Source organism: Shinella sumterensis, assembly GCF_004514425.2.
GTDB classification, from domain to species: domain Bacteria; phylum Pseudomonadota; class Alphaproteobacteria; order Rhizobiales; family Rhizobiaceae; genus Shinella; species Shinella sumterensis.
The window spans coordinates 1-2,767 of sequence record NZ_MYFN02000040.1 but is presented as its reverse complement, the minus strand read 5'-3'; the positions used below and the strand labels follow the sequence as shown (position 1 = coordinate 2,767).

Genomic DNA, 2,767 nt, shown 5'->3' with positions numbered 1-2,767 from the left:
CGCTACCGGTTTTTGGGCGACAAGCACCTGTTCTTCTGGCTGCTCACCAACCGCATGGCGCCGCCGGCGGTGTTTGCGCTGCCGTTCTTCCAGCTCTATTCCGCCTTCGGCCTGATCGACACCCATATCGCGGTGGCGATCGCGCATTGCCTGTTCAACGTGCCGCTGGCGGTGTGGATCCTGGAAGGCTTCATGTCGGGCGTGCCCAAGGAGATCGACGAGACCGCCTATATCGACGGCTATTCGTTCCCGCGCTTCTTCGCCAGGATCTTCGTGCCGCTGATCGCGTCCGGCATCGGGGTGGCGGCCTTCTTCTGCTTCATGTTCTCCTGGGTGGAGCTTCTGATCGCCCGCACGCTGACAACGACGGACGCCAAGCCGATCGCCGCCACGATGACGCGCACGGTCTCGGCGTCCGGCATGGACTGGGGCGTGCTGGCGGCCGCCGGCGTGCTGACGATCATTCCCGGCGCGCTCGTCATCTACTTCGTGCGCAACTACATCGCCAAGGGCTTTGCCCTTGGCCGGGTCTGAGGGGAGGGGTCCGATGGCTACCGTCGCCAACCGCAACACACGCTGGCCGGTCGCACTCGCCGCCGTGCTCGTCATCTATGCCGTCATCGCCGGGCTTCTCGTCATGGCACTGCCCGTCAAGGACGGCGCGCGCGACTGGTTCGCCTCGCTCATTCCGGGCGGCTGGATGGCCTGGTCGTTCCCGACGGCCATGTTCTTCCTGACCATCTTCCTTCTGATCGCGCTGATGGCGGTCTGGGAATATGCGCGGCCCGGGGGCGCGCCGCGCATCGGCATCCTGCGCTTCGAGACGACACGCGGCGACCGGTTGTTCGTGTCGCTGCTCGGCTCGGCGTTCATCCATCTCGCATGGCTGGGGCTTGTCGGTCCCAACCTGTGGTGGGCTCTTGCCTTGTCCGTGGTCTACGCCATCGGCGTGTTCCGCTTCGTGTGAGGCAAAGGAAATGGGGGCCTCGGGGAGATTGGGGCTTCCGCACATGCAGTCGCAATCGCAAAACCTTAAGGGAGGATACCATGCGAACGCAACTTCTGACGACGACGGCAGCGATCTTGCTGGCGCTCACCGGCTCCGCCTTCGCGGACATGGACGCGGCCAAGAAATTCCTGGATGCGGAGATCGGCGACCAGTCGGCGCTCGACCGCGCCGGCCAGGAAGCCGAGATGCAATGGTTCATCGATGCCGCCAAGCCGTTCGCCGGCATGGACATCAAGGTGGTCTCGGAAACCATCACCACGCATGAATACGAATCCAAGGTGCTGGCGCCGGCCTTCACCGCCATCACCGGCATCAAGATCACGCACGACCTGATCGGCGAGGGCGACGTCATCGAGAAGCTGCAGACGCAGATGCAGTCGGGCGAGAACATCTACGACGCCTATGTCAACGATTCGGACCTCATCGGCACCCACTGGCGCTACCAGCAGGCCCGCTCGCTGACCGACTTCATGGCCAATGAGGGCAAGGACGTCACCAATCCGGGCCTCGACATCGACGACTTCATCGGCAAGTCCTTCACGACGGCGCCGGACGGCAAGCTCTACCAGCTGCCCGACCAGCAGTTCGCCAACCTCTACTGGTTCCGTTACGACTGGTTCAACGACGAGAAGAACAAGGCCGACTTCAAGGCGAAGTACGGCTACGACCTCGGCGTGCCCGTCAACTGGTCGGCCTATGAGGACATCGCCGAGTTCTTCACCGGCCGCGAGATCGACGGCAAGAAGGTCTACGGCCACATGGACTACGGCAAGAAGGACCCCTCGCTCGGCTGGCGCTTCACCGACGCCTGGCTGTCGATGGCCGGCAACGGCGACAAGGGCATTCCCAACGGCCTGCCGGTCGACGAATGGGGCATCAAGGTCAACGAGAAGTCGCAGCCGGTCGGCTCGTGCGTGGCGCGCGGCGGCGACACCAACGGCCCGGCGGCCGTCTACTCGATCGAGAAGTATCTGGAATGGCTGAAGGCCTATGCGCCGGCCGCCGCCGCCGGCATGACCTTCTCCGAATCCGGCCCGGTTCCCGCACAGGGCGAGATCGCCCAACAGATGTTCACCTACACGGCGTTCACCGCCGACTTCGTCAAGGAAGGCCTGCCGGTCGTCAACGCGGACGGCACGCCGAAGTGGCGCTTCGCGCCGTCCCCGCACGGCGTCTACTGGAAGGACGGCATGAAGCTCGGCTACCAGGACGCCGGCTCCTGGACGCTGATGAAGTCCACGCCCGACGACCGCGCCAAGGCCGCCTGGCTCTATGCGCAGTTCGTGACCTCCAAGACGGTCGACGTGAAGAAGAGCCATGTCGGCCTGACCTTCATCCGCCAGTCGACGCTCGACCACAAGTCGTTCACCGACCGCGCGCCCAAGCTCGGCGGCCTCGTGGAGTTCTACCGTTCGCCGGCCCGCCTGCAATGGTCGCCGACCGGCACGAACATCCCCGACTATCCGAAGCTCGCCCAGCTGTGGTGGCAGGCGATCGGCGACGCCTCGTCGGGTGCCAAGAGCGCGCAGGAGGCGATGGATTCGCTGTGCGCCGAGCAGGAGAAGGTGCTCGAACGCCTCGAACGCGCCGGCGTCCAGGGCGACATGGGCCCCAAGCTCGCCGAAGAGCACGATCTCGAATACTGGAACAAGGACGCCGTCGCAAAGGGCAACCTCGCTCCACAGCTCAAGATCGAAAACGAAAAGGAAAAACCCCTCACCGTAAACTACGACGAACTCGTCAAATCCTGGCAGAAGT

The 2,767-nt window shown here is 64.2% G+C and carries 3 protein-coding genes; all 3 read left to right on the top strand.

What is annotated here, in order from left to right; all coding sequences use genetic code 11:
- The coding region (locus tag B5M41_RS26665; protein WP_230640385.1) for a carbohydrate ABC transporter permease at nucleotides 1-534 on the top strand (534 nt) is incomplete at its 5' end.
- A gap of 13 nt (nucleotides 535-547) precedes the next feature.
- A complete protein-coding gene (locus tag B5M41_RS26660; RefSeq protein ID WP_134651425.1) occupies nucleotides 548-967 on the top strand; it encodes a DUF2160 domain-containing protein in 420 nt (139 codons plus the stop codon).
- 80 nt (nucleotides 968-1,047) lie between these two features.
- A partial coding sequence (locus tag B5M41_RS26655) for an ABC transporter substrate-binding protein (RefSeq protein WP_160873041.1) occupies nucleotides 1,048-2,767 on the top strand: 1,720 nt, incomplete at its 3' end.

What these genes read in the sequence shown, in the direction of transcription:
- B5M41_RS26660 (WP_134651425.1), top strand. Translation starts at nt 548, where the DNA reads ATGGCTACCGTCGCCAACCGCAACACACGCTGGCCGGTCGCACTCGCC.